General features: G+C 67.9%; 22 protein-coding genes and 1 riboswitch. Of the genes, 7 read left to right on the plus strand and 15 right to left on the minus strand.

What is annotated here, in order from left to right:
• Positions 1-204: 204 nt before the first annotated feature.
• Complete coding sequence (gene ag85C, locus A5706_RS05550) at positions 205-1,245, plus strand: diacylglycerol acyltransferase/mycolyltransferase Ag85C (protein WP_068127934.1); 1,041 nt, start codon at positions 205-207, stop codon at positions 1,243-1,245.
• A gap of 35 nt (positions 1,246-1,280) precedes the next feature.
• Here the strand turns inward: ag85C and A5706_RS05555 are convergent, their stop codons facing one another.
• From A5706_RS05555 to A5706_RS05575, 5 genes are all read right to left on the minus strand, one after another.
• Positions 1,281-1,994: a YoaK family protein gene (locus A5706_RS05555; RefSeq protein WP_068127936.1), complete on the minus strand. Its 714-nt coding sequence runs from the start codon at positions 1,992-1,994 to the stop codon at positions 1,281-1,283.
• A gap of 64 nt (positions 1,995-2,058) precedes the next feature.
• A complete protein-coding gene (locus tag A5706_RS05560) occupies positions 2,059-3,402 on the minus strand; it encodes a phosphotransferase (RefSeq protein ID WP_068127940.1) in 1,344 nt (447 codons plus the stop codon).
• Positions 3,399-5,171, minus strand: a complete 1,773-nt coding sequence (treS, locus tag A5706_RS05565; RefSeq protein WP_068127994.1) for a maltose alpha-D-glucosyltransferase — start codon at positions 5,169-5,171, stop codon at positions 3,399-3,401. Before treS ends, A5706_RS05560 begins: the two co-directional genes overlap by 4 nt.
• A gap of 120 nt (positions 5,172-5,291) precedes the next feature.
• Positions 5,292-6,335, minus strand: coding sequence for a S1C family serine protease (locus A5706_RS05570; RefSeq protein WP_068127943.1), 1,044 nt, complete (start codon positions 6,333-6,335; stop codon positions 5,292-5,294).
• 111 nt (positions 6,336-6,446) lie between these two features.
• Entirely contained in the window at positions 6,447-6,911 is a 465-nt protein-coding gene (locus A5706_RS05575) for a nuclear transport factor 2 family protein (protein ID WP_068127946.1), read from the minus strand.
• A 39-nt stretch (positions 6,912-6,950) separates the two neighbouring features.
• On the opposite strand from A5706_RS05575, the gene A5706_RS05580 reads away from it, so the two are divergent.
• Positions 6,951-7,376 carry a TIGR03668 family PPOX class F420-dependent oxidoreductase gene (locus A5706_RS05580; RefSeq protein ID WP_068127949.1) on the plus strand — a complete coding sequence of 142 codons (426 nt, stop codon included), beginning with the start codon at positions 6,951-6,953 and terminating at the stop codon, positions 7,374-7,376.
• A gap of 168 nt (positions 7,377-7,544) precedes the next feature.
• A complete protein-coding gene (locus A5706_RS05585; protein WP_068127952.1) occupies positions 7,545-9,704 on the plus strand; it encodes an elongation factor G-like protein EF-G2 in 2,160 nt (719 codons plus the stop codon).
• A gap of 13 nt (positions 9,705-9,717) precedes the next feature.
• Here A5706_RS05585 and A5706_RS05590 read toward each other — a convergent pair whose 3' ends face one another.
• Positions 9,718-11,265 (minus strand): FadD7 family fatty acid--CoA ligase, encoded by a 1,548-nt coding sequence (locus tag A5706_RS05590; RefSeq protein ID WP_068127997.1) that lies wholly within the window; start codon positions 11,263-11,265, stop codon positions 9,718-9,720.
• Between the two features lie 213 nt (positions 11,266-11,478).
• Between A5706_RS05590 and oxc the strand changes: the two genes are divergently transcribed.
• Complete coding sequence (gene oxc, locus A5706_RS05595) at positions 11,479-13,218, plus strand: oxalyl-CoA decarboxylase (protein WP_068127955.1); 1,740 nt, start codon at positions 11,479-11,481, stop codon at positions 13,216-13,218.
• Here the strand turns inward: oxc and A5706_RS05600 are convergent.
• Both A5706_RS05600 and A5706_RS05605 read right to left on the minus strand, forming a co-directional pair.
• Positions 13,202-14,143 carry a LysR family transcriptional regulator gene (locus A5706_RS05600; protein WP_068128000.1) on the minus strand — a complete coding sequence of 314 codons (942 nt, stop codon included), beginning with the start codon at positions 14,141-14,143 and terminating at the stop codon, positions 13,202-13,204. The genes oxc and A5706_RS05600 overlap by 17 nt on opposite strands.
• A gap of 60 nt (positions 14,144-14,203) precedes the next feature.
• Positions 14,204-14,863 carry a cysteine hydrolase family protein gene (locus tag A5706_RS05605; protein ID WP_068127958.1) on the minus strand — a complete coding sequence of 220 codons (660 nt, stop codon included), beginning with the start codon at positions 14,861-14,863 and terminating at the stop codon, positions 14,204-14,206.
• A gap of 165 nt (positions 14,864-15,028) precedes the next feature.
• Here A5706_RS05605 and A5706_RS05610 point away from each other — a divergent pair, with 165 nt between their 5' ends.
• Positions 15,029-15,784, plus strand: coding sequence for a L,D-transpeptidase family protein (locus A5706_RS05610; protein ID WP_068127961.1), 756 nt, complete (start codon positions 15,029-15,031; stop codon positions 15,782-15,784).
• A 186-nt stretch (positions 15,785-15,970) separates the two neighbouring features.
• Here A5706_RS05610 and A5706_RS05615 read toward each other — a convergent pair whose 3' ends face one another.
• Positions 15,971-16,579, minus strand: a complete 609-nt coding sequence (locus A5706_RS05615) for a hypothetical protein (protein WP_068127964.1) — start codon at positions 16,577-16,579, stop codon at positions 15,971-15,973.
• 120 nt (positions 16,580-16,699) lie between these two features.
• Here A5706_RS05615 and A5706_RS05620 point away from each other — a divergent pair, with 120 nt between their 5' ends.
• On the plus strand, positions 16,700-17,638 hold the full coding sequence (locus A5706_RS05620) for an NADP-dependent oxidoreductase (RefSeq protein ID WP_068127967.1): 939 nt from the start codon (positions 16,700-16,702) through the stop codon (positions 17,636-17,638).
• 1 nt (position 17,639) lies between these two features.
• On the opposite strand, the gene A5706_RS05625 is transcribed toward A5706_RS05620, so the two are convergent.
• Positions 17,640-19,406 carry an NRAMP family divalent metal transporter gene (locus A5706_RS05625; RefSeq protein ID WP_068127971.1) on the minus strand — a complete coding sequence of 589 codons (1,767 nt, stop codon included), beginning with the start codon at positions 19,404-19,406 and terminating at the stop codon, positions 17,640-17,642.
• Positions 19,407-19,449: 43 nt separating this feature from the next.
• Entirely contained in the window at positions 19,450-19,659 is a 210-nt protein-coding gene (locus A5706_RS32895) for a hypothetical protein (protein WP_156766961.1), read from the minus strand.
• A 261-nt stretch (positions 19,660-19,920) separates the two neighbouring features.
• Positions 19,921-20,092: riboswitch (M-box (ykoK) riboswitch) on the minus strand.
• A 111-nt stretch (positions 20,093-20,203) separates the two neighbouring features.
• On the opposite strand from A5706_RS32895, the gene A5706_RS05630 reads away from it, so the two are divergent.
• Positions 20,204-20,863 carry an O-methyltransferase gene (locus A5706_RS05630; protein ID WP_068127975.1) on the plus strand — a complete coding sequence of 220 codons (660 nt, stop codon included), beginning with the start codon at positions 20,204-20,206 and terminating at the stop codon, positions 20,861-20,863.
• A gap of 4 nt (positions 20,864-20,867) precedes the next feature.
• On the opposite strand, the gene A5706_RS05635 is transcribed toward A5706_RS05630, so the two are convergent.
• From A5706_RS05635 to A5706_RS05650, 4 genes are all read right to left on the minus strand, one after another.
• Positions 20,868-22,958, minus strand: coding sequence for an acyltransferase family protein (locus tag A5706_RS05635; protein WP_156766962.1), 2,091 nt, complete (start codon positions 22,956-22,958; stop codon positions 20,868-20,870).
• Positions 22,959-23,050: 92 nt separating this feature from the next.
• Positions 23,051-24,259, minus strand: coding sequence for a DUF1214 domain-containing protein (locus tag A5706_RS05640; protein WP_068127981.1), 1,209 nt, complete (start codon positions 24,257-24,259; stop codon positions 23,051-23,053).
• A gap of 16 nt (positions 24,260-24,275) precedes the next feature.
• Complete coding sequence (locus A5706_RS05645; protein ID WP_068127984.1) at positions 24,276-25,037, minus strand: sugar phosphate isomerase/epimerase; 762 nt, start codon at positions 25,035-25,037, stop codon at positions 24,276-24,278.
• 7 nt (positions 25,038-25,044) lie between these two features.
• A partial coding sequence (locus A5706_RS05650) for a sulfotransferase (protein WP_197517752.1) occupies positions 25,045-25,675 on the minus strand: 631 nt, incomplete at its 5' end.

Here is a 25,675-nt window from a genome sequence, read left to right on the forward strand (position 1 = left end):
CCACCGGCACGGTTTCGTGAGCCATTCGTGACCCGGATGTGACGATTCCCGGCCGACTCCCAATCGTTAGCCAACCGCGATCTCCGATCGCGGCCGTGACAGACGAATTACGCCCTCCCCCTGTGTTTCACTGCGCAGGCGAACAGATTCGACCGTAGTCGTGCGGCATCGAACAAACGATGAAAGTTGGGATGGGTAGGAGCTATGTCGTTCATCGAAGAGGTGCGGAAGGTGCGTGGCGCAGCGGCGAGGATGCCGCGCCGACTGGCCGTCGCGGCCGTGGGGGCCGCCCTGTTGTCGGGTCTGGTCGGCGCCGTCGGCGGATCCGCTACCGCGGGGGCGTTCTCCAAGCCGGGACTTCCGGTGGAATACCTGCAGGTGCCATCGCCGTCGATGGGCCGCAACATCAAGGTGCAGTTCCAGCCCGGTGGACAGCACGCGGTGTACTTGCTCGACGGCCTTCGGGCACAGGACGATTACAACGGCTGGGACATCAACACCCCGGCCTTCGAGGAGTTCTACCAGTCCGGGTTGTCGGTGATCATGCCCGTCGGCGGGCAGTCCAGCTTCTACAGCAACTGGTACCAGCCGTCGTCGGGCAACGGACAGAACTACACCTACAAGTGGGAGACGTTCCTGACCCAGGAGATGCCCGGGTGGCTGCAGGCCAACAAGCAGGTGTCGCCGTTCGGCAACGCCGCGGTGGGTCTGTCGATGTCGGGCGGTTCGGCCTTGATCATGGCCGCCTACTACCCGCAGCAATTCCCCTATGCCGCTTCGCTATCGGGCTTCCTCAACCCGTCCGAGGGCTGGTGGCCGACCCTGATCGGTTTGGCGATGAACGACTCCGGTGGCTACAACGCCAACAGCATGTGGGGTCCGTCCAGCGACCCGGCGTGGAAGCGGAACGACCCGATGGTCCAGATTCCGCGGCTGGTCGCAAACAACACGAGGGTCTGGGTGTACTGCGGTAACGGCACCCCCAGCGACCTCGGCGGCGACAACATGCCGGCGAAGTTCCTGGAAGGCCTCACGCTGCGCACCAACGAAACCTTCCAGAACAACTACGTGGCCGCGGGCGGACGCAACGGGGTGTTCAACTTCCCGGCCAACGGGACGCACTCGTGGCCCTACTGGAACCAGCAGTTGGTTGCCATGAAGCCGGACATCATCCAGGTGCTCAACGCCGTCAACACGACCGCGCAACCGGCACAACCGGCACAACCGGCACAACCAGCCACCTGACACCCCCAAAGCCGGCATCGGCAGTAGCGCACCGGTCAGCGCTGCTGCCGATGCTGTTTTTCGGACTCTGCTTCCAACAAAGCCCGGCGGTCCTGGTGGAAGTAGGTGTACAGGGTGGTCAATGCGCAAGCGGCCGTGGCCATCACCAGCATCCAGGTCCCGTTGACGACCACGCCGACGAAGCCCCCCGCCGCGGCGCCAATCATGAAGCTGGCCAACAGCAGAAAGTAGCCGAGCCAGTCGGCCGCTTTCCCACCGGCGATATGACGCTCGATGCCCTGCCCCATCTTCACCATCGTGCCGGTCACATAGCTTAACGGGATCGACACCTCGCCGTTTTTGACGAACGACGTGTTCAAAGTGCCGTTTGCGAAGGCCAACACCACAATTGGCGCGAAGTCGAGGAAGTTCTCCTCCCAGCCTTCGTCGACAACGTCAAGTACGGTCGCGGCCGCCAGAGCGATGGTGGTCAGTACGGTCGGGCCGTGCGGATGGTTAACCCAGAAGTGTCGCCGGCACACCGATGCGATCACCACGCCGCCCACGAAGGACACCATCAGTACCGCAGCACTCACGGCAAGCCACGGTTGTTTCGTGAAATAGGACAGCACTGCCCGTTGGGCGTTGCCGGTCATGAACACCACGAAGTATCCCTGGGAATGGGTGAATGAAATTGCCCCCAGCAGACCGGCCAGGACGGCCAGCACCCACGACAGCCGGGCTTCACTGTTGAATGTCTCACTCGCCACACAAACATGCTGTCAGACGCACACCCAAATCGCAGGCGGCACATAGGTAATACCTATGTTTGCGCTACGCCGCGGTCAGCCGGGCGATGGATCGCAGCGGGATCGGCAGCCAGCCCGGGCGGTGTCGGGCCTCGTAGCCGGCCTCGTACACCGCCTTGTCGAGTTCGTAGGCGGCCAGCAGCTGCGCCGAATCGCGCGGGTCGGTGCCGGACACCGCCGCGTAGCCGTCGCAGAACGCGGCGCAGTTGCGCTCGACCCATTCGCGGGCGCGCGCGGCCAGTTGCTTGTCCGCACCCTGGTCGATCAGCGGCCCGTAGGCGGCGTACTCGAACGACCGCAACACGCCGGCCACGTCGCGCAACGGCGAATCCGGCGCGCGCCGCTCGTCGAGCGGCTGTCCCGGTTCGCCTTCGAAGTCGATCAGCAGCCAACTCTCCGGTGTGCGCAGCACCTGCCCCAGGTGCAGGTCGCCGTGCACCCGCTGGACGGTGATCGTCTCGCCCGCGAGCTTTTGGAATCGCTCCTCGATCGTCGCCGCGTATTCCTCGAGTTCGGGTACCTTTGCGACGGTTGACGACAGCCGCGCCAGCACGGTGTCGACCGGGAACGTGGCATCGGCCGTGCCGAGGCACTCCGCCAGGGTGGCGTGCACCGAGGCCACGGCTTCACCCAGCCGGTTGGATTCGGCGGCGAAGTCACCGCCGACCTCGTAGGCGTACAGGTCGCCCTCCGCGAACAGGTCGCGCACGCTGGCGGTGGCCATGGCCCAGCCCTCGGCGGCGTTCGACGCGAATTCGGTCACCATGCCCAGGGGCCAGGGGTCGCCGTCCGGTGGGGCCATCTCGTAGGTGCCGAGCAACCGCGCCACGTGCGGGTTGCCGGCGCGGGCGAGCACCCGGTTCAGCTCGATGTCGGGGTTGATGCCGCTGCTGACCCGCCGAAAGACCTTGAACATGGCGTCTCGATCGAAGATCACGCTGGTGTTGCTCTGCTCGGCGTCGGAGACGTGCGGCAGCGCGTCCAACGGCAGCTCGACGTCGGGCTCTTTGGTGAACGTCACCTGCTCGCCGGACGAGCCGCGCACGGCGCCGGCGTCGATGAGCGACAGCAGATACCGCGGCGCGTCGTCGTCGTACAGCGCGTCGAAACCGGTGCGGTCGTCGGCGGCGCCGATGGTGGCGACGGTGCTGTATTCGGACACCGGCGCGGAGTCCCAACGAACGATCACCTGGTAGCGCTCCGAGGAGCCGTCGGTGTAGCGGGCATCGACGAGGACCAGGTCGAGGTCCTCGCGCAGCGGCACGACGACGCCGGGCTCGGCGCTCGACAGCTCGCGGTTGCGTCCGGCGTACCACCGTTGCTGCGGAAGCCACTCAGACCAGGGCAGCTTGACTGGCTGAGTCGTCATGCGTTCTCCTCACATCCGGTCAACTGGAACCAGTAGAACCCGTGTCCCGGCAGTGTCAGCAGGTAGGGCAGGTGACCGATGCGCGGAAACTCCACATGCCCCGTCAGCTCCACTGGTGTGCAGCCGCTCCATTGCTGGAGGTTCAGTTCGATCGGCTGGGGGAACCGGGACAGGTTGTTCACGCACAGCACGGTGTCCCCGTCGTCCGCCGCGTGGCGCACGAACGCCAGGACCGACGGGTTCGACCCGCCCAGTTCCTCGAATCTTCCGATCGCAAAAGCCTTGTGCCGCCCTCGCACCGCCAGCATCACCCGGGTGAAGTTGAGCAGCGACGTCGAGGTGTCGCGCTGCGCCTCCACGTTGACCGCCTGATACCCGTAGACCGAGTCCTGGCTGGGCGGGAGGTACAACCGCCCCGGGTTGGCCTTGGAGAAGCCGGCGTTGCGGTCCGGTGTCCATTGCATTGGGGTGCGCACCCCGTCGCGGTCCCCCAACCAGATCACGTCGCCCATGCCGATCTCGTCACCGTAGTAGAGGACCGGCGAGCCGGGCAGCGACATCAGCAGCGCGGTGAACAGCTCGATCTGGTTGCGGTCGTTGTCCAGCAGCGGTGCGAGGCGCCGGCGGATCCCGACGTTGGCCTTCATCCGCGGATCCTTGGCGTATTCCGCGTACATGTAGTCGCGCTCTTCGTCGGTGACCATCTCCAGCGTCAGCTCGTCGTGGTTGCGCAGGAAGATCCCCCATTGGGCCATGTCGGGGATCGCCGGCGTCTGCGCCAGGATCTCGGAGATCGGGAACCGCGATTCCCGCCGGACCGCCATGAAGATGCGCGGCATCAGCGGGAAGTGGAACGCCATGTGGCACTCGTCGCCGCCGGTGCTGGCGTCCCCGAAGTATTCGACGACGTCGCCCGGCCACTGGTTGGCCTCCGCCAGCAGCACCCGGCCGGGGAACTCGTCGTCGACGACCTTGCGGACCCGCCTGAGGAACGCGTGCGTCTCGGGGAGGTTCTCGCAGTTGGTGCCCTCGCGTTCGAACAGGTAGGGCACCGCGTCCAGGCGGAACCCGTCGATCCCCAGCCCCAGCCAGAAGCGGATGACGTCGATCATCGCCTCCTGCACCGCCGGGTTCTCGTAGTTCAGGTCGGGCTGGTGGGAGAAGAACCGGTGCCAGTAGAACTGGCGGCGGACCGGGTCGAAGGTCCAGTTCGATTCCTCGGTGTCGACGAAGATGATGCGGGCGTCGGTGTACTTGTCACTGGTGTCGCTCCACACGTAGTAATCGCCGTATGGCCCGTCGGGGTCGTGCCGGGACTCCTGAAACCACGGGTGGGATTCCGATGTGTGATTCATCACCAGGTCGGTGATCACCCGGATGCCCCGCTCGTGGGCCGCATCCAGCAACGCGACGAAGTCGTCGACCGTCCCGAACTCGGGCAGCACCTTGTAGAAGTCCCGGATGTCGTAGCCGCCGTCGCGCAGCGGGGAATCGTAAAAAGGGGGCAGCCAGATGCAGTCGATGCCGAGCCACTGCAGGTAGTCCAGGCGTTCCATCAGCCCCCGCAGGTCACCCGACCCGTCGGCGTTGGCGTCGAAGAACGCCCGGACCAGCACCTCGTAGAAGACCGCGTGCTTGAACCAGGTCGGATCGGCGGGCAGCGCGGCGGCATTTTCGAAATCTTCGGCGTTCGGATGCTCGACAACGCCGCCCTCGACGTGACTGCCCCCCGCGGGATCGTGCTCGACTGCGTCTCTTGCGTCGTTCATCAATTCCACGATGCCACGTGTACCCGACACGGCAACTCGGGAATCACGACCGCTAACGGGCGACCAATCCCGATGTGCCGCAAGCGAATCCGACGGGGGGCGGTCATTATCCGCACGGCATCACGCGGGAGGCCCATCCGCCAGCGTCACCGGTCCGCTGCGATCGCCGTCGCCCTTGGCGCGCCAGTGCAGGGTGACGGTGTCGCCGGGATGATGCGGGACGAGCACATCCGTCATCGAGGTGGCCCCGGTGATCGGGATGTTGTCGAACCCGGTGATGACGTCCCCGGCCGAGATTCCGGCCGCCGCCGCGGGACCGCTGCCGACGACGCGTTCGACCCGGGCGCCGTTGCCGCCGTTGTCCGTCACGCCCAGGCCCAGGAAGGCCGTCGGGCCGATGTGCACGGTGTTGGACGCGGCGCCGGACCGGATCTGTCCGGCCACCGCCATCGCGGTGCCGATCGGAATGGCGAAACCCTGACCGCCGGACATCTTGTAGCTGTCGGTGGCGGCGGTGTTCATCCCGATCACCTGGCCGGCCTCGTTGACCATCGGACCGCCGGAGTCACCCGGCCTGATCGCCGCGTCGGCCTGGATCAACCCGCCCAGGTTCTCCTCCGCTCCGGTGAGGGTGTCGGTCGCGGACACGCTCTGGTTGAGCCCGACGACCTTACCGGCCACCGCGCTCGGCGTGCCGCCCTGACCGCCCGCGTTGCCCAGCGCGACGACCGGCTCGCCGATCGCGACGCCGCCGCCGATGTTGGCGGCGGGCAGGCCGCCCCCGCCACGGAGCTGCAGGACCGCGACGTCGGCGGTCCGGTCGTAGCCGATGACGTCGACGGCGTAGGTCTGGCCGTTGCCGACGGCGAACGCGCTGATGTCGGTGGCCCCCGAGATCACGTGGTTGTTGGTGAGAATGACGCCGCCGGGATCGATGACGATGCCGGTCCCGGCTCCGACGGCGTTGTTGTAGCCGAACTTGGTGCTGATGTCGACGACCTGGGGCCCGACCCTGCCCACGATGCCCGACGGGTCCAGCGGCGCGAGGGGCCGGTCGTGGGTCGGCGACGCGGACGCCGGGGCCATGGCCAGGCCCAGTCCCACTACGGCCAGCACACTGACCAGCCATGACCACCAGACGGAGCGGTGGTGCCATTTGCTCATACCGTCACCTCCTGCGACGCAGTAAGAACCAGAATTTGGCCCAGCCTCCCGGTCTGGGTAACGCGACTCGATGTGTATAACCGTAATGCAGATAGCTATTCACAACAGTGGTCAGGCCCCTTGGGCCGGCGCGATGGGGTGGGCCAGGTGCCGGCTGACGTCACCGACCATGTCGATGAGCGTGAGATCGCGGTAACAAAACCGCCACTGGCCGTCGACGCGTTCGAATCGGTCGTGATAGCGGCCGGTGACGATGGTCTGCAGCGGCAGCTCGTCGGTCTGCTGCAGCACCGTGTAATAACTGCGGCAACTCGCGGCGCCGGCCCCCTCATCGATCTCGATGATCGGATTGGTCGTCACGTGCTTGGTTCGCGGCGTCCCGTCCGGATGAAGCACGATCAACGATTTCCAGATCCCCAACAGCCGGGCCGCGTCGACGGTGTCCGGTTCGGCGTCCGAGCCGCCGATCCTGATGCGGGCGTGTTCGAACAGCGTGGCCGCGCCCGCCAGGTCACCGGCGTCGATGCATTCGGCGTAGCGATACAGGAGGTTGGTGATCTGCGTCTCGGCCAGCATGCGGTTAACCTAACGCGGCGCCGGCCCTAATCTGAGGCGGTGGGTGAATTCGACCCGAAGGCCCGATTCACACAAGCCCCGATAGCCCGCCTGGCCACCGTCGCGCCCGACGGCGCGCCGCACCTGGTGCCGGTGGTCTTCGCCGTCGACGAGTCCGCGCTCGCCGACCAGGACGTGATCTACACGGCCGTCGACGCGAAACCCAAGACGACGCGACGGCTGCGGCGCCTGGCCAACATCGAAAGCAACCCACAGGTCAGCATGCTCGTCGACCATTACGCCGACGACTGGGCGCGGTTGTGGTGGGTCCGCGCCGACGGCCTCGCCTCCATCCACACCGACGGCGCGGCGATGGACACCGGCTTGCGGCTGCTGCGCGCCAAATACCCCCAGTATCAATCGGTTTCGTTGGAAGGACCGGTGATCGCCGTCGCGGTGCGGCGCTGGTCGGGCTGGCACGCCTGACGCGACAGCCGTCGGCATTGATTCGGCGGAACACACCGCCCCGAATTGTGGCTGGCCGGTGGCCTTGTGTTGGGCGGCAGTTGGGGGAAAAGTTGCCTACAGGCGTCCTGTGGTCTGCGCCACACCGCGCTTCAGGACGCCTCAGCGCTGCGGAACTGGAGGAATGTCATGGCGGACAAGGCGAACACTTCCCTGGGCGTGGCGGCCGCTCCCACGGCGAACGGTCCGGGCGATGTTCGCAACGTGGTCCTGGTCGGACCCTCAGGCGGCGGCAAGACCACCCTGGTCGAGGCGCTGCTGGTCGCCGCCGGCGTGCTGACCCGGCCGGGGTCGGTCACCGAGGGCAGCACCATCTGCGACTACGACGACGCCGAGATCCGCCAGCAGCGCTCCGTCGGCGTCGCCGTGGCGTCCCTGTCGCACGGCGGCGTCAAGATCAACCTGGTCGACACGCCCGGGTACGCCGACTTCGTCGGCGAGCTGCGCGCCGGGTTGCGCGCCGCGGACTGCGCGCTGTTCGTGATCGCCGCGAACGAGGGCGTCGACGAGCCGACCAAGTCGCTCTGGCAGGAGTGCAGCCAGGTCGGCATGCCGCGCGCCGTGGTGATCACCAAGCTCGACCACGCCCGGGCGAACTATTCCGAGGCGCTGGCCGCGGCGCAAAACGCGTTCGGCGACAAGGTCTTACCGCTCTATCTGCCGATCGGCTCATCGTCCTGCGAAGGCCTGATCGGCCTGCTGTCGCAGACGCGCTACCTGTATTCCGGCGGCAAACGCACCACGCAGCCGCCCGACCCCGCGGACGCCGACCGGATCGAGGAGGCGCGCGGCAGCCTGATCGAGGGCATCATCGAGGAATCCGAGGACGAGTCCCTGATGGAGCGCTATCTCGGCGGCGAATCGATCGACGAGTCGGTGCTCATCGAGGACCTGGAGAAGGCCGTCGCCCGGGGCTCGTTCTTCCCCGTGATCCCCGTCTGCAGCGGCACCGGCGTCGGCACCCTCGAACTGCTGGAGATCGCCACCCGCGGCTTCCCGTCCCCGATGGAACACCCGCTCCCGGAGGTCTTCACGCCGAACGGTGCGACGCACGCCACGCTGGCCTGTGATGTCGACGCGCCCCTGCTCGCGGAGGTGGTGAAGACGACGTCGGACCCCTACGTCGGCCGGGTGAGCCTGGTCCGGGTGTTCTCCGGGACCATCAGGCCCGACACGACGGTTCATGTGTCGGGCCATTTTGCGTCGTTCTTCGGCGCTGCCAACGGGAACGGGCATTCGCATCCCGATCACGACGAGGACGAACGCATCGGGGTGCTGTCCTTCCCGCTCGGCAAGCAGCAGCGCCCCGCGGCCGCCGTGGTGGCGGGCGACATCTGTGCCATCGGCAAGCTGAGCCGCGCCGAGACCGGCGACACCCTCTCGGACAAGTCGGAGCCGCTGGTCCTGCGGCCGTGGACGATGCCCGAACCGCTGCTGCCGGTGGCCATTCAAGCGCACGCCAAGACCGACGAGGACAAACTGTCCGTGGGGCTGGGGCGCCTCGCAGCCGAAGATCCGACGCTGCGGATCGAGCAGAACCAGGAAACGCACCAGATCGTGCTGTGGTGCATGGGCGAGGCCCACGCCGGCGTCGTCCTCGACGCGCTGGCCAACCGGTACGGCGTCACCGTGGACACGGTCGAGCTGCGCGTCCCGCTGCGAGAAACCTTCAGCGGCAAGGCAAAAGGGCACGGCCGCCACATCAAGCAGTCCGGCGGGCACGGCCAATACGCGGTGTGCGACATCGAGGTGGAACCGCTGCCCGAGGGTTCCGGATTCGAGTTCGTGGACAAGGTGGTCGGCGGGGCGGTGCCGCGCAACTTCATCCCGAGCGTGGAGAAGGGGGTGCGCGCGCAGATGGAAAAGGGCGTCCACGCGGGTTATCCCGTCGTCGACATCCGCGTCACCTTGTTCGACGGAAAGGCGCACAGCGTCGACTCCTCCGACTTCGCGTTTCAGGCGGCCGGCGCGCTGGCGTTACGCGAGGCGGCGGCTGCGACCAAGGTGACCCTGCTCGAGCCGATCGACGAGATCTCGGTGCTGGTGCCCGACGATTTCGTCGGCGCGGTGATGGGCGACCTGTCGGGGCGCCGCGGACGCGTGCTCGGCACCGAGGCCGCGGGCAACGAACGCACGCTGGTCAGAGCCGAGGTGCCTCAGGTCGAGCTGACGCGGTACGCGATCGACCTGCGTTCGCTCGCGCACGGGGCCGCATCGTTCACCCGTTCTTTCGCCCGCTACGAAGCCATGCCCGAGTCCGCGGCGGCCCGGGTGAAGACCACGGTCTGAGCGCCCCTCAGGGCTAGACCCCGCGGCCGAATTGGTCGGCCACGGCACGGCGGTCCAGCGAGCCCTTCGCGGTGTGCGGCAGGGCGGCGGCTTCGGCGAAGGTGGCGGGAATCTCGAAGGGCGCCAGCCGCTCGCGGCAGAACTCCGCCAGCTCGGCGGATGTCGGCGCGGGCGATTCCCGGGGCACGACCACCGCGGCCACCGTCTCCCCGTACATCTTGTCCGGCACGCCGAAGACGGCCACCTCGAGGACGTTGGGATGGGTGGCCAGGACGCCCTCCACGCGCTCCGGCGAAATCTTCTCGCCGCCGCGGTTGATGAGCTCCTTGATCCGGCCCCGGATCGTCAAATCGCCCGCGGCCGACAATGATCCCAGGTCGCCGGTGCGCAGCCATCCGTCGGTGAAGTTCGCGGCGGTGATCGCCGGATCGCCGAGGTAGCCGCGCACCACGGTGGTGCCGCGCAGCCAGACCTCCCCGACGGACCCCGCCGGCAGCGGCCGACCGTCCGGCCCGCTGATCCGGATTTCGGGCCCGGTGGACCGGCCGACGAGACCCGGTGTGGCGGCGGGGTTTTCGCTCTGGCCGGCGCCGGTCGTGGCCACCTGGTGGGTGGCCTCGGTCATGCCGAAGGCGCACACCACCGGCGCCGAAAACGTCTCCTGCAGCGCCTGGGCCGTTTCCGCGGTGAGCGGGGCGCTGCAGCTGCGGATGAAACGCAGCGCGGCCGGCTTGTTGTTCGCCTGTTCGGTCTTGTTGCGCTCCAACAGGATCTGGTGAATCGTCGGGACAGCCGTGTACCAGGTGGCCCGGACGGCGTCGATGTCGTCCCAGAACGTGTGCGCGGAGAACCGCCCCCGCGCCGGCAGCAGCACCGTGCCCCCGGACGCCAGCGTCGACAGCAACGCGGCGATCAGCCCGTGACCGTGGTAGAGCGGCATCACCGCGACCGTCGCATCCTGCGGGCCCAGCCCGTAGCCGGCGATGATCGCCTGCACCGATGCGGCGATGTTCTCCTGCGTCCAGGGCACCATCTTCGGCACGCCCGTGGTTCCGCCGGTGAACATGATCATCGCGTCGTCCTCGGAGAGCCCCTGCGGCGCCGAAACGTCTTGCCCCGGCAGCGTCGCGGCGTCGAGATGCACCGCCGCCGCGCCGGCCTCGACGGTCACCGCGATCGGCCACCGCCGCAGCCCCGGCTCCCCCTCGTCGCCGGGGCCGACGCCGTCGACCAGCACCGCCCGCGCCCCGACCGCCTCGCTTCGGGTGCGCTGCTCGCCGGCGGGCAAGGCCGGGTCCAGCGGAACCACGACCAGCCCGGCTCGCGACGCCGCCAACAACCCGACGACGAACTCGGCGTTGCTGCCGGCACGGAGCGCGACCCGATCTCCCGCGGACAGCCCGCCCCGATTCAGCTGTCCGGCCAGGTCGTCGACCAGGCGAACCAGGTCGCGGTAGCTGACCGGGGTGCGCCCGGCGGTGACGACGAGCGCCGGTGCGTCCGGTCGCCGGCTCGCGGCCACCTCGACCAGATCGGCGACGCTGTGAGTGCCTGTCTTCATCGCCAAGCCCCTTTCGGTAAACGGGTAAAGCTCCTGCTCGAACCATGCCGCGCGACCCGTGTGTCCGTCCAATACCGATCCGCTCACTATCGATAACCGCCGACTATCGATAGACGGCGTGAATCGCTGCATAGCGGCTTAGTCTTGGACACCTGCGCGCACCGGGACGACAGTGATTACTGACCTTAGGTAGCTCACGAGGAGGCCGCCACAATGACAGGTTTGACCGACATGACAGGTTTGACCGACGGCTTTCACCTCGTCGTCGACGCCCTCAAGGCGAACGACGTCGACACCGTCTATGGGATCGTCGGCATCCCGATCACCGACCTCGCCCGCACCGCCCAGGCATCGGGCATCCGCTACATCGGCTTTCGCCAGGAGGCCTCGGCCGGTAACGCCGCCGCCGCCGCCGGGTTCCTTACCCGCCGCCCGGGCGTGTGCCTGACGACGTCGGGTCCGGGATTTCTCAACGCCCTGCCCGCGCTGGCCAACGCCACCACGAACTGTTTCCCGATGATCCAGATCTCGGGTTCCAGCAATCGCGCGATGGTGGACCTGCAGCGCGGCGACTACCAGGACCTCGACCAACTCGAGGCCGCAAGGCCTTTCACCAAGGCCGCCTATCGGATCGGCCGGATCGAGGACATCGGGCGCGGCGTGGCGCGCGCGATTCGCACGGCGATCTCCGGGCGGCCGGGCGGCGTCTACCTCGACATCCCCGCCGACGTCCTGGGTCAGGCCCTGGAGGCGTCCGCGGCGGCGGCCACCGTGTGGCGGGTTGTCGACCCGGCCCCGCGGCAGCTGCCGGCACCGGAGTCGGTCGATCGCGCGCTGCAGGTGCTGAGGCGGGCGCGCCGACCGCTGATCGTCCTCGGCAAGGGCGCCGCATACGCCCGGGCCGACGACGCGATCCGGAAGTTCGTGGAGGACACCGGTATTCCGTTCCTGCCGATGTCGATGGCCAAAGGGCTGCTGCCCGACTCGCACCCGCAGTCGGCGGCGGCCGCGCGTTCGCTGGCGATCGCGCGCGCCGACGCCGTCCTGCTGGTCGGCGCCCGGCTGAACTGGCTGCTCGGCCACGGGGAGTCGCCGCAATGGTCCCGCGACGTCAAATTCGTCCAGATCGACATCGCGGCGTCGGAATTCGACAGCAACCGGCCGATCGAGGCGCCGCTGGCCGGTGACATCGGCTCGGTGATGTCGGCCCTGTGCGACGCGACGGCAGTGGATCCCGTTGTCGCGCCCACCGACTGGGTCGGTGAGCTGGCCGAGCGCAAAGCCCGCAACGAGGCCAAGATGGTTCAGCGACTCGCCGAAGACCCCTACCCCATGCGGTTTTACAACGCGCTGGGCGCCATTCGCTCTGTGCTGCAGGAAAACCCGGGAGTCTACGTGGTCAACGAGGGCGCCAACGCGCTGGACCTGGCCCGCAACGTCATCGACATGGAGGCGCCGCGGCACCGGCTCGACACCGGCACGTGGGGGGTGATGGGCATCGGCATGGGATACGCCATCGCCGCGGCGGTGGAGACCGGCGACCCCGTCGTCGCGATCGAGGGCGACAGCGCCTTCGGGTTTTCCGGGATGGAAGTCGAGACGATCTGCCGCTACCGGCTGCCGGTGACCGTCGTCATCCTCAACAATGGCGGCGTCTACCGCGGCGACGAAGCGCCGGCCGGCTCGGCCGCAACGGGGCCGGATCCCGCACCGACCGTGCTGAACGCGCGGGCGCGTCACGAGCTGATTGCGGAGGCTTTCGGCGGCAAGGGATATCACGTCACCACACCCGCCGAACTGCGCGCGGCGCTGGCCGAGGCGATCGCCGGCAAGGGGCCGTCGGTCATCGACTGCGAACTCGACCCGGCGGCCGGCGTGGAAAGCGGACATCTGGCAAGCCTGAACCCGAGCAGCGCGGCCACATCGCCGGCGGTGGTCAGCGCCGGCGCGTGATTCCCAACAGTTGCGCGTCGAAGAACTCGCCCAGCTGCAACTGTCGCGCGGACGCGGTGAGCGCACGCGCGACGGGCGAGCCCGGCCCGGAAGCGTTGGTGGCCAGCGCGATCTCGGCCTTGAGCGCCGGCTCGACCATCTCGACCGCGCGGATGTCTCGGGTTTCGGTACCCAGCTGGGACGTCCACAGCCAGGTGTGCGGGACGATGCAGGCCCAGTTGCCGGTGGCCACCTGCGCCAATAGCGAAGCGACGGAGTCGGTTTCGACCTGCGGGGTGACGGTGATCCCCTGGCCGGCGAAGGCTTCGTCGATGATCTGGCGATCCCGCATGTCGGCGGAGAGCAGCGCCAGCGGCAGCTGCGCCGCCTCGGGCCAGGTCAGCGTCGCCGCCCCGGCGGGCAGCATGCTGGCCGTCGAGAGCAGGACGTAGTGCTCCTCGTAGAGCGGCACCAGGTTCACGTCGTGGGCGTCATCGGTGGCGGAGTGCACTATTGCGGCGTCCAAGTCGAACTCGCGCAGGCGCCGGTACAGCTCGGTGGCGGCCAGCCGGGACAGGATCTGCACCTTCGCCAGCGGATGCGCCGAACAGAACGCCGAGAGAACCAGGGACGCCGTCGTCGAGGCGGTGGGCACCGTGCCCAGCCGGAGCGTTCCCGCGATGCCGGACCGGACGGCGTGCACCTCGGCCTTGAATGCGTCGTGTTCGGCGAGAATCCGTTTGGCCCACACGACCAGTCGCTCACCCTCGGGCGTGAGGCCCTCGAAGCTGTGCCCACGGTTGATCAGCGTGACGTTGAGCTCGCGCTCGAGCTTGCCGATCGCGGCGGACAGGGCGGGTTGCGACACGTAGCACTTCTCGGCCGCCCTGGCGAAGTGTCGCTCCTGGGCGACCGCAACGAAGTACTCCAGTTGACGGAAAAGCACCCGCACTCCTCGGTGTTCGCGCTCGGTGTTCGGGCGCCGACCTCCGCTGAGGCTAACGCGTCACCCGCGCGCCAGCCAAGCGAGTGCCTCTGACAACCCCACGACATCCACCCCGATCGCGCGACATTCGTCTGCACCCCTCTCGTAGAGGCCCGAGATCGCATCGGACACCAGGACGATCCGGAAGTCGCGTTCGGACGCCTCGTAGATCGAGGTGCGAGGACAGTTCGGGAAGTTGCATCCCGCGAAAACCAATGTGTCGCGGTCACTTTCGCGCAGGTGACGCTCGAGAGCGGTGCCGTAGAACGCGCCCCACCTCGGCTTGTACATCACGTGCTCGGCGGCTCCGATCTGTTGGAAGCCACCGGACAGCAGCAATTCGTGGTCCAGCTCAACGACATTGGGCAACAGTTCGGCGGCGATCTGCGAGCCGTGGCTGCCCGGTGCCGCGATTCTCGCGCCCTGCTCGATCGATTGCCGCCGCACCGGGTCGACGTTCGACCCATCCGGCCGGTAGAGGCGGATCGCATGCACGATTGGCAGCACCCTTTCGCGGAAGGCGGTCGCCAGCTTTGCCATTGCCGGGATCGCCGCATAGGTGCCCGCGACCGGCATCGGCGTGTCTGTGCCCGGCATGTCCAAAAAATCGTGCTGTACATCGATCAGTACCAGCGCGGCCGAAGGCGCCAACGGCCGCGTATAGCGATCCTTTGCTGTCATGCCCGCTCCTCACCGCCCCCGCCGTGACGGGATCGAACCCAACCGGTGATCCGATCGTTGTTGTGACGAGTGGGCGAAGCTGGAATTGTTTGCTGAAAACCGTAATGGGTAGACAGCCAGTAGAATATCGTGGTGTTGACCGCACAATCGCAAAGGGTGGACGCCATGCGTCGAGTGGTTCGTTATCTATTCGTTATGGTGGCGTGCACGGCCCTGGGCGTGTTGGGGAGCGGCGCCCGCAGCGTGGCCTCGGTCCCGGTGCCCGATCCCGTGCCCGTAGTCGCGTCGGTTTTGCCGGCCGACGGCGCGGTGGTGGGCGTGGCGCACCCGGTCGTGGTGAAGTTCACCGCGCCCGTCGCCGATCGCGCCGCGGCCGAACGCTCGATTCGTGTCACATCGCCGAGCGGCACGCCGGGGCATTTCGAGTGGGTCGAGAATAACGTCGTGCAGTGGGTTCCGAACCACTACTGGCCCGCCCACACGCGCGTCTCGGTGGGTGTACAGGCCCTGACGACGGGCTTTGAAACCGGTGATGCGCTCCTCGGTGTTGCGAGCATCTCCGAGCACACATTCACCGTCAGCCGAAACGGAGAGGTGCTTCGCACGATGCCGGCGTCGATGGGCAAGCCCACCCGTCCGACGCCGATCGGCAGCTTCACCGCCCTGGAGAAGGACCGCACCGTGCGGATGGACTCGCGGACCATCGGCATCCCGCTGAGTTCGCCCGAGGGATACGACATCATCGCTTCGTACGCGGTGCGGATCACCAACAGCGGCGTGTACGTGCACTCGGCCCCCTGGTCGGTTGACTCGCAGGGCCACGCCAACGTCAGTCACGGATGCATCAACCTGAGCCCGGACAATGCGGCGTGGTATTTCAACCAGGTGAGCGTCGGCGATCCCGTCGAGGTCGTGGCCTGACCCCTCGCGGACCCTGGCAAGGGCCTGCCGGACAAGCAGCGCCCCGCCGCGCGGTGCGCCAGCGCCGACGGACGTCTTCGGCGGTGCAGGAGGCCAAGATCGGTGGGGACAAAGGCATTCCGCACCTCTCGGCGGCCCCGATCGAAAAGTACATGTCGGGCCTGCGCTTGCTTTGCCTGGCTTAGGCTAGCTGTGCAACCCGCTCTTGACCGCCGCGTCCTGCTTGCGGCCGACATCGATCGCGACGCCCGGGTCGATGGGATCGTTGGGCGCGCTGTCGAATTCGAGGTTGACGAGTGCCTTGCCCTCGTTGAAGAGCAGCACCGTGATGGCCTGGGTATTGCCCGGAGCGGTGCCGGAGATCACCGCGCCGTTGGAGCCGATATCGATCGGCTGCCACGTTCCGCTGACCTTGCCCGCGTAGTTGGCCTTGGTGTTCTCGACTCCCGCCGCCGCCACCTTCGGGTCGGCGACGATCAGAATCGTGTCACCGATCCGGCGGCTGTTGTCGGCGTTGGCGAAGAGCTGCGCGACGCCCGGGGCGTTGTTCGGATTGAGCACCGGCGGCTGGGGAGCGGTGAAGTCGCCGCCGATGTCGCCGGCCTTGATCAGCAAGTTGCTGTAATCGGTCTGCTGTCCGGGCGACGGGCTCGTCACCGCGCTCGAACCGGTCGCGCCACTGCCCGGTATCGATGTGGAGGGCGAACTGTGGTTGTAGTCACCACAGCCGGTGGTTGCGGCGCCGACTACCCCGGCGACCGCCCAGCCGGCGACGGTGATCCGAGCGAGCTCCATGGGGTTCCCTCCCTGTCCAGTCCGCGGCGCCTGACGCTACTGCGAAATGCGGGCAGGAACAAGAGCAGGCCACGCCTATGCTGGCGGGGGCGAGGCCTATTCGCGGCGTGAGGGGGAAAGATGACGGCAGGAACGGCGCGAGCCGTACGGTTTGACCGTTATGGGGACCGCGATGTGCTCTACGTGGCGGACGTGGACATGCCGTCGCCCGGCCCGGACGAGGTGGTGGTCGAGGTTCGCGCCGCCGGGATCAATCCCGGTGAAGCCGCCATCCGAAGCGGTGCGATTCATGACATGTTCCCCGCCACCTTTCCGTCCGGCGAGGGCAGCGACCTTGCGGGGGTGGTGACCGCCGTAGGACCGGGAGTGACGGAGTTTTCCGTCGGTGACGAAGTCCTGGGGTTCAGCTTCCGCCGCTCCAGCCACGCCACGCATACCGCCGTCCCGGTTGATCAACTGATTCGCAAGCCTCCCGAATTGAGTTGGGAGGTAGCGGGTTCGCTGTACGTGGTCGGCGCGACGGCCTACGCCGCCGTCCGCGCCGTCGACCCCAAACCGGGCGAGACGGTCGCCGTTTCGGCGGCCGCGGGCGGAGTGGGCGGCCTCGTCGTGCAGCTGTTGGTCCTGCGCAAGGCGGTGGTGCTGGGCATCGCCGGGCCGGGCAACGCCGACTGGCTGCGCGCCCACGGGGTCACCCCGGTCGAGTACGGGGACGGACTGGCCGGCCGGCTGCGAGAGGCGGCGCCCGGCGGGATCGACGCCTTCATCGACCTGTTCGGCCCCGAGTATGTCCAGCTCGCAGTGGATCTCGGCGTCGCCCCCGATCGAATCGAGACCATCATCTCGTTCCAAAAGGCCGCCGAGGTGGGCGCCAAGACCGAGGGGAGTGTGGACGCGTCGACGCCGGAAGTGCTCGCCGAGATGGCCGACCTGGTCGCTACCGGCGCCATCGATTTCGAGGTCGCCAGCACCTACCCCCTGGACCGCGTCGCCGACGCCTTCGAGGAACTCGAAAAGCGGCACACCCGCGGCAAAATCGTGCTGCTGCCGAACGGCTAATTCACAGCGACGTGGCCGGCCCGATTATGCCGGCCTGCACGATCTTGACGATCACGAACACGACGGCCACGACCAGGTAGCCCCGCAGTGTCAACAGCCCGGCCCGCCGAATCGGCGACATGGCCGGCCGGTCCAGCATTGCGAGGTTGGGGGTCTGCCAGTGCGCCCGATCCTGCCGGCGCACCGCCCGCCGCTCGGCGCGCGTGAGGAGCGGCGCGTCGTCGAGTTCGTCCACCTCCTCGGGATCCAGGCCACCGCCGAGCGTCCCCGCGACGGCTTCCGCGTCCCGCCGGTCGCGGTGCCGCCGCCCGGCGATGATCGCGACGGCCCCGCCCACGATCCCGATCGCGGCGCCGACCGCGAGACCGGCCTCGATGGCGCCCGTGGACAGGCCCGGGAAGAAGGTCGTAGCCGTCAGCGCAAGCGACAAGACCACCAGACACCACACGACGGTCCACGCGATGATGTTCTGCCGCACCGTGTTTACCCACGGCCCGAGCACCGCCCGGTCGTTGCAGAGCAGGACCAGAAATACCGTCGCCGAGGGCAGCAGGACGCCCGCGAGGGCCTGCACGCCCTGGGTCACCAGGCCCAGGACGTGGTCCGGGCTGAACGCGACGGCGGCGGACACCGCCGGCAGCACGGCGTACCCGCCGTAGAACAGCGGAGCCTCGCTGATCTTCCAATGCAGCGAGTGCCGCTTGCCCAACGCGTCGCCGACGGCATACGTGGTGGCCAGCCCGATCGCGTTGGCGCCGATCAAGGACGCATCCAGCAGGATGATCGCGAACAGCGCGCCCACCGTTCCGCCGAGGTGCCGGGCCAGGCCAGCGGCCACCGCGCCCGCGTCGGTGAAGCCGCCGACGTCGGCGGTGCCGGCCAACCCGAACGCGGTAACCGCCATCAGGGCCGTCGCGCCGACCATGACCACGACGATTCCGATGATCAGATCGGCTCGGGCATAAGCGATCCAACGGGTCGTGATGCGCTTGTCCACCACGTTGGACTGCTGAAAGAACAGCTGCCACGGCGCGACCGTGGTGCCCACTATCGCGACGACGAGCAGCAGAACGGTGGAGTTGAGCCCGCCCGGGAATTGCGGCACCAGCCCGCCCGCCGTTCCTTTCAGCGTGGGGTGCGCCATCGCCACCATCGGAATGATGAGCACGTTCACCGCGATCAGCAGGAACATCAGGCCCTCCCAGCGGCGGAACGAGCCCCCGGCCACCACGGCGAACAGCAACACCGCGGCGGCCGGGATCGCGATCGCCTTGGGGCAGCCCAAGAACCCGAGTGCCAGTGATACTCCGATGAATTCGGTGACGATCGTCAACGCGTTGAGGATCAGCAGATCACCGACGCTGAAGGCGCCCCAGAACTTGCCGAAGCGCTCGAAGATCAGCCGCGCGTGGCCGACCCGGGTGACCGCGCCCAGCCGCAGCACCATCTCCTGGTTCACGTACAGCACCGGGATCAGCATCGCCAGCGTCCACAACAGCCCCATCCCATAGTTCTGCCCCGCCTGCGCGTACGTCGCGACGCCGCCGGCATCGTTGTCCCCGACCATCACGATCAGTCCGGGACCGGTGATGACCATCAGTGTCCGCAGCCGCCGCCAGCGGCCACCGGCACCTGGGTGTGCGGCGTCCCGGTGGATGCGGCCGAACGCGCCGACGATGTCGCCGGCGTGCGCCGAATCCAACACGGCTTGGCCTGGCGCCTCCGACGTACGCAGGCCGCCGCTGGGCTCGGTGGAGATCGACGTCATCGAATCCTCGCTATCTGCAACAGGTTCGGGCCCGGGCTGCGACTCACTGCCTGTTGCTGTCCGGCGGATGCCCGCCCAGCGAGGCCGAGATGACCGCGACCGGCATCCGCGAGACATACAGGTTGGCCCGCTCCTGCGGGGTCAGCGCGCTGCGCGCGTGCAGCTTGCCGACCAGGAGTCGGCCGATTCGCAGCATCGACCGGCCGCGTCCCCTCTGCGGACCGGTAACGCGTTGTGTAACAACAAAAGCCATGATCGTCTCCTGTCGGGAGGTCCGATCGGCTCCTGGCATGGCCCTAGGCGCCCGCAAAGTGCTTGCTGCGCAGCGGTATAGGTCGCCCGAGGAAATCAGGCGGTGAAAAGAATGCCGGAACCGGATCGGGACAAGACGGAATTGGGATACGGACTGTCGCCGGGACTCATCTCGCCCTCACCTCCTCACGGCCGGGACACACGCGGGTGTCGTCACATTCACCTGAACGGAAGAGGCGAAATGACCGGCGGAAAACCACCGGTCGCACCCCTCTCGTCGGAGCTTCGGCACTGCACGGCGTATCCGATGGTTCCGGAAGCCACTTGGGCTCAACCCTTGGGTCCGGGAAGAGCTGTCCTGACCCGGGGCGTCTCTCGACGTTCGGGGTCAGTGGCCTGTATCCGTGCAGACGCCTCACCTACCGAGGTGCTTGCCCGTCCATCTTGCACCGCGACCCAATGGGCGTCAAATTACTTTACGCAACCATTACGTTGGTTTCTGTTAACCCGCGGGCCCATCGACCGCCGCGACTACCCTCGAAACCATGGCTAATACTTTGCAGGCGCCCAAGGTCGCGACCGTGCTCGACCGGATGTACACCGAAACGAAAAATCAAATGTCGCGGTTGCGGGAAAGGGTCGGCGATTTCGACCGGCCGATGAGCGCGCAGGAGCGCGCAGACGCGATGAGCGAGTTTTACATCCCGGTGACGCCGGAATCGGGCCGCCTGCTCTACGCGCTGGTGCGGGCGACCCGGCCGGGCACGGTCGTCGAGTTCGGCATGTCCTTCGGAATCTCCGCGGTTCACCTGGCCGCGGCGGTACGCGACAACGGCACCGGTCGGGTGGTGACCACCGAACTCAGCGCCAGCAAGATCGCCGCGGCCAAACAGACGTTCGCCGAGACCGGCCTGGACGACGTGATCACCATTCTCGAGGGAGACGCGCTTACCACGCTGGACAAGCTCGACGGTTCGGTCGATTTCGTCCTGCTCGATGGGTGGAAGGACCTCTACCTCCCCGTGATCGAGCTGCTCGAACCGCGCTTGTCGACCGGCGCGCTGATCGTCGCCGACAACGCCAGCGCCGCGGACGCTCAGCCCTACCTCGACCGGGTGCGGGACCCGGACAACGGCTACGTCAGCTTCAACTTCCTTGTCCGGGAAAGCGACAGCATGGAAATCAGCTGCCGCACCGGCGATTAAGGGCCTAGCGCAGGGATTCCTCGAGCCAGGGCGTCAGCCATTTCACCCCTTCGGGGGTGAGGTGGACGCCGTCGCTGCGCACCTTGATGCCGTCGACCTTGGCGGTGTAAACACCGTCCGGACACAGCTTATTGTTGAGGTCGAGGATTTGGACGCCGTTGTGCTGGGCGATTGTCTTGCGCAGCATGGCATTCCAGAGGTTGACCCGGTCGGGCTGGTCCTCCGGATACAGCCGGCCGTCCGGCTTCTCGCCGCCCCGGCTGTAGGGCACGGTCGCCACCACCACACGAACACCGTTGGCGCTCAGGATGTTCAGCGCTCGCTGCAACTCGCCGTTGAGGTAGGCGTCGAAGGTCGGATCGCCGATATGGGTCCATTGCCCCTCGTTGACCCGATCGACCGTCTCCCACCGGCCGATGATCAACAGCGCGACGTCGGGCTGATCCTGGCCGAGTTGCGCCGACCACCTGATGGGCCAGCCGTCGCATTCGGGCCGCTGTTCAAGGGTTTGGCCGAGGTAGCGATAGGGCGTGCCGCGCACCAGGCTGCAGCCGATGACGGTGTGGTCGAGGAACGCGAAGCCGGGCGTCGGCGGCAGGTAGTGCATCCAGGTCCAACCGATCGAGTCGCCGAACACCGAAACGGTGAAGGGCCGGTGGGGATCGCGGGGCGCGGGGCGGCCACCGCCCGGCGGCGACGGCGAGACCGCGGCCACCGCCGAGACACCCGGGGGCAGGCCCTCGCGCAGGCCGGGCCCGGTGCCCACCGGGACCACCAAGAGCGTTACCGCGGCGGCGCTGGCCACGGTCGCCGCCGCGAGCGGCAGCAGCGGCACCCGCGCCGGCCGCCACCGGCGGATCGGTTGTTCGATCAGCCACCAGGACGCGGCGGCGATCACCACCGTGGCGGCGCACCGCGCGGCGAACAGCGGCAGCCCGGACCAGCCGGTGCGTTCACCGTTGAGGGCCAGAAAGATTGGCCAGTGCCACAGGTACACGCCGTAGGAGATGGTGCCCAGCCACACCAGGGGACGCAGGGCCAGGATGCGGGCGACGGCGCCGCGCTGCTCCATCGCCACCGGGGCGACGACGAGGACGGACGCGACCGCGACCCCGATCAGCAGGCCGTGGCGAAACTCGCCGGCGCGGCCCGACGCGAAGTGGGTCGCCGTCGCCAGCCCTGCGACTCCCAAGAGCGGCAGGAAGCGGGCGACCCGCCGTCCCCACCGGCTTCGGATCAGGCACCAGCCGCGGTTCATCGACGGCCAATCCCGCACCAGCAGTGCCGCCGCGGCGGCGCCGGTGAGCAACGCCTCCGCTCGGGTGTCGGTGCCGAAATAGATTCGGTCCCTCGTCGAATCGGAGGCCAGGACGATGGCGAGGGCCGCGGAAGCCAGCGCGCCGGTGGTGGCGATCAGGAAGGTGGCGAACCGCACGCCGCCGACGGTGGCCCGCCGGAAGTAGCGCCGGGCCCGCGCGGCCAGCAGCAGGGTCACCGCGATGAGCAGGACCGGCCAGATGAAGTAGTACTGCTCCTCCACCCCGAGCGACCAGGTGTGCTGCATCGGCGACGGCGGGGCGCCCTGGGTGAAGTAGTCGGTGTTTTGGGCCACGAACCGCCAATTCGCGACCCACAGGAACGCGGCGATCGCGTCGTCGCGTAATCCGGTGAGCGACTGGCTCGGCAGGAGCTCGCGGGCCGCGCCCACGGTGAGCACCATCAGCACCAGGGCGGGCAGCAGCCGTCGTGCCCGCCGAATCCAGAAGCCGGTCAGCTCAATTCGGCCGGTGCGCTGGAGCTCGTCGAGCAGCAGCGAGGTGATCAGGAATCCGCTGAGGACGAAGAAGATGTCGACGCCGATGAACCCGCCCGCCACACCGGGGATGCCGCCGTGCCCGACGAGCACCAGAGTGACCGCGATCGCACGAAGCCCGTCCAGCGCCGGTATGCCGGTGCGCCGTTCGGGTTGATCCCAGATCGCGATCCGGCCGGCGCGGCGCACCGGGGCGACCCATCGCGGCCGACGAGCAGAACGCGCCGGTGCGGGGTTCCTCCCGCCCGGTTCAGTGTCCGCCGTTAACGCGCGCTGGCCCATGCCGATACGTCGCTGCCCCTCCTCGTGATCGCAGCCAGCCTAGTTGCGCGGGAGTCCGGATCGCCGGAAAGACACGCGCGTCCGGCGGCGCATCAGAGGGGAAATCGGTTACGGATCCCGTTGAAGCGCTCCCACATCAGCGCGGTGCGTTCGGCGCTGGTGACGCGCGCGGTTTCCGGCGGTAACGCGCGCGCGAGGTCGGCGTGTTTGACGAGCCGGGTCGTCAGCGTCGCGGGCTGACCCGCGAGCATGTGCCGGTAGGTGAGGTTCCCGCGTTCGAATCCCTGGGTGTCGATCCAGTTGCGCAGGCCCGGGTCCCGGTGGGCCAGAATCAGTCTGACTTTGCCGTCGTCGTCGACGGATGCGCGGCTCGGTGTATAGCTGACCGGCCGGTAGAGGAAGTCCATGCTGGTGAAGTAGGCCCCCATGTTCGTGATCATCCACAACCCCTCGTGGGCGTCGAACTCGACGATGAGGGCGTCGTCGGGGCCCAGTTCCCAATACATGTTGGCGGCGGCCCGGCCGCGCTTGGCGTCCGCGTCGGACGCGTCAGGGCGAGGGAACTGGTTCGGATGTTCACCGTCGACGCCGCCGTGGGTGAACGGGAACTCGGGCCAGTCGCTCATCAGCCCGGTGACGAAATCACCCGCCCAGCGCATGGCCGCGACCATTGTGTCGGGGCTGGGCAGCGGCTTCGGCGAGGTCATGTCGACGCGCTCGATCCGCATCCGGGCGGGACGCTCGTCCCAGCGGTCGAAGCCCTGGCGGATGAACAGCTTGCGCGACTGTGCGGTGGTCGGCAGCCAATTCGGGCCGCGCTCGGGGCCACCCACGTACAGCTCGAAGGTGCCGTCCGGCTCGACTCGGAGCTGGTGGCCGAGCAGGTTGACCTCCGGCACGTCCCCGAACGGCTCATGCAGGACGTGCGGGCCGTCCGGGCGCGCCCCCTGCACGGTGATGTTGAAAAAGGGCGCGGTGCCCCGGGTTCCGGTGATCCGGTACGTCGATTCACCGTCGATCCAGGCCTGCTGGTAGGTGAAATCGGCGCAGTCCCCGCCCAGTTTCCGGGTCGGGTTGCAGAAGGCGTGCAGCACCGGATAGCGGGTGTCGCGGGTTTCCAGGGCCAGATCGAAGGCCTGCCCCAGGTTCTGGGTGAGGAAGCGGAACGCGTCGGCGCGCTGCACGCCGGAGGTCGCGTTGAGATCCTTGAAAGCCTGCCGGCCGGCGGCTTTCAGCCGGTCGCAGAACTCGCTCCACGCCCCATCCAGCGCCGCGTCGTCTGCGCCATCGCCGAAAGCCACTGCAAGCCTGCCTTTCTCAGCTGCCGAGTTTGTCGAGCATTTCGCTCACCGCCGCGCAGGCCCGTCCAGCCGCCGCAAGCCGGCCCTCCGCCTCGATTCGCGGCCCGAGCAATTCCACGTCGAAACCGAACGGGTAACCATCGGCCAGCGCCTGGGCCAGGAAGGACTCGATCGGAATTGCGCCGTCGCCGGGCACCGCGCGGGCCGGTAGCGCCCGGTCGCCCAGCACGTAATCGCTCAATTGGATCAGTTGCGTGCGGGGCAGCGCCCGCCGGAGCAGGCCCGCGAGATCGGCTTCGGCCCAGCAGTGAAACAGGTCGATGCAGATGCCGATTCCCGCCAGCTCGGCGAGGGTGATCGTGTCACGCAGGCTGTGCGCGAAATGGATGTCGGCGTACAGGCTCGACGCGTTCTCGATGGCCAGGCCGACGCCGGCCAGCTGGGCCTCTTGCACGCACGGCTCGATCGCGCGGCAAAACCTCTCGGCCGCCTGCTCCCAGGTGCACCCGTCCCGGCCGCCGGTGAGCAGGTAGATGCACCGCGCACCCGTCGCTGCGGCGGCATCGATCAGCCGGGACAGCTCCGCCCCGGTGCGGAACAGATGGTAGACCGCCTCCACCGCGTAGTCTTCGGCGCGGATCAGGCGAACGAAGCCGGGGTCGAGGACCTGCGTGTCGAGGACGCTGAGGTGCCGCAGGCCAAGGGCCGTCCAATGCTGGTGCAGCTCATCGGTATCCGCCCCGAGGAACGTCACGTTGTGGACCGACAGCGCGCGCACGGGAGTCTCAGTCCCGCTTTTCGATGCTGACCCCGAACCGCTCCCGGAAGGGTGCGAACTCGGCGTGCAGGTCGTCGAGGTTTTCGCCGATGTCGGTCAGCAACCGGGTGGAGTAGCGGAACTTCCCGTAGCGGTCGCCGCGGTTGTAGGCCAGGTAATCTCGCATCGACTCCTCGGCCTCGCCGGTGAGGGCCCGCCCGCAAAAGGCGTAGTAGCGCCCCACTGTCGCGACCGGATCCGCGATGAAGTCGGCGTAGGGGATGTGCAGGATCCGCGGGTCGTCGACCAGCGGGTTGGTCATCGTGTTGGCGATGCTGGCCCGGGTCATCTCGAGGTGCTTCTTCGCCTCGACCGCGAGATCGATCGGGCCGACGATCCCGTCGAGGATGTCGGCCATCATCATGGTGCGCGACGCCGCCACCTGGACGGGGTCGCGATGCAGCCAGAGCAGGTTCGCGTCGGGATAGGTGTCGAACAGCTCCTTGAGCCGAAAGCCGTGAAATCCCTTCAGCACCCAATACTTCCGGGGACGGTTGTATTGAAACTGCTGCAGCATCGCCTTGTGCAGGCGGTACTGCGCGGCCGGGCCCGTCGGCAGGCCAGCGACGAGGGTCTGCATCGGCACCCGCCACCACGCC

This window comes from Mycobacterium sp. E796, assembly GCF_001672815.1.
Classification (GTDB): Bacteria; Actinomycetota; Actinomycetes; order Mycobacteriales; family Mycobacteriaceae; genus Mycobacterium.

What these genes read in the sequence shown, in the direction of transcription:
- A5706_RS05620 (WP_068127967.1), top strand. Translation starts at nt 16,700, where the DNA reads ATGACGGCAGGAACGGCGCGAGCCGTACGGTTTGACCGTTATGGGGAC.
- A5706_RS32895 (WP_156766961.1), bottom strand. Translation starts at nt 19,659, where the DNA reads ATGGCTTTTGTTGTTACACAACGCGTTACCGGTCCGCAGAGGGGACGC.
- A5706_RS05615 (WP_068127964.1), bottom strand. Translation starts at nt 16,579, where the DNA reads ATGGAGCTCGCTCGGATCACCGTCGCCGGCTGGGCGGTCGCCGGGGTA.
- A5706_RS05575 (WP_068127946.1), bottom strand. Translation starts at nt 6,911, where the DNA reads ATGCTGGCCGAGACGCAGATCACCAACCTCCTGTATCGCTACGCCGAA.
- oxc (WP_068127955.1), top strand. Translation starts at nt 11,479, where the DNA reads ATGACAGGTTTGACCGACATGACAGGTTTGACCGACGGCTTTCACCTC.
- ag85C (WP_068127934.1), top strand. Translation starts at nt 205, where the DNA reads ATGTCGTTCATCGAAGAGGTGCGGAAGGTGCGTGGCGCAGCGGCGAGG.
- A5706_RS05630 (WP_068127975.1), top strand. Translation starts at nt 20,204, where the DNA reads ATGGCTAATACTTTGCAGGCGCCCAAGGTCGCGACCGTGCTCGACCGG.
- A5706_RS05590 (WP_068127997.1), bottom strand. Translation starts at nt 11,265, where the DNA reads ATGAAGACAGGCACTCACAGCGTCGCCGATCTGGTCGAGGTGGCCGCG.
- A5706_RS05610 (WP_068127961.1), top strand. Translation starts at nt 15,029, where the DNA reads ATGCGTCGAGTGGTTCGTTATCTATTCGTTATGGTGGCGTGCACGGCC.
- A5706_RS05635 (WP_156766962.1), bottom strand. Translation starts at nt 22,958, where the DNA reads ATGGGCCAGCGCGCGTTAACGGCGGACACTGAACCGGGCGGGAGGAAC.
- A5706_RS05625 (WP_068127971.1), bottom strand. Translation starts at nt 19,406, where the DNA reads ATGACGTCGATCTCCACCGAGCCCAGCGGCGGCCTGCGTACGTCGGAG.
- A5706_RS05570 (WP_068127943.1), bottom strand. Translation starts at nt 6,335, where the DNA reads ATGAGCAAATGGCACCACCGCTCCGTCTGGTGGTCATGGCTGGTCAGT.
- A5706_RS05560 (WP_068127940.1), bottom strand. Translation starts at nt 3,402, where the DNA reads ATGACGACTCAGCCAGTCAAGCTGCCCTGGTCTGAGTGGCTTCCGCAG.
- treS (WP_068127994.1), bottom strand. Translation starts at nt 5,171, where the DNA reads ATGAACGACGCAAGAGACGCAGTCGAGCACGATCCCGCGGGGGGCAGT.
- A5706_RS05605 (WP_068127958.1), bottom strand. Translation starts at nt 14,863, where the DNA reads ATGACAGCAAAGGATCGCTATACGCGGCCGTTGGCGCCTTCGGCCGCG.
- A5706_RS05585 (WP_068127952.1), top strand. Translation starts at nt 7,545, where the DNA reads ATGGCGGACAAGGCGAACACTTCCCTGGGCGTGGCGGCCGCTCCCACG.